Raw genomic sequence first — 239 nt, 5'->3', positions numbered from 1 at the left:
GCGGCAGATCCCCGATGCCACGCTGCCCAGCCCGGAACAGAAGCTGGCGCTGCTCGGCCTGGCGGTGCGGCGACTGTCGCTGGCCGGATACCAGTACATCGGCATGGATCACTTCGCACTGCCGGAAGAGAACCTCGCCCGCGCCCAGCGCGCCGGCCAGCTGCACCGCAACTTCTTGGGGTACACCACCCACGCGCAGACCGACCGCGGCGGGCTGGGCGCCAGCGCGAGCAGCCGCA

Annotated in this window: 1 pseudogene; it reads left to right on the top strand. The window is 71.5% G+C overall.

Annotation, left to right across the window (positions count from 1 at the left end):
* Nucleotides 1-239 (top strand): annotated as a pseudogene (locus ACQG3P_RS22940) (oxygen-independent coproporphyrinogen III oxidase); the annotation flags it as partial.

Source organism: Stenotrophomonas sp. SrG (genome assembly GCF_050031795.1).
Taxonomy (GTDB): domain Bacteria; phylum Pseudomonadota; class Gammaproteobacteria; order Xanthomonadales; family Xanthomonadaceae; genus Stenotrophomonas; species Stenotrophomonas rhizophila_A.
Note: the sequence above shows the minus strand (reverse complement) of the source record. Positions and strands in the feature narration are given on the sequence as shown.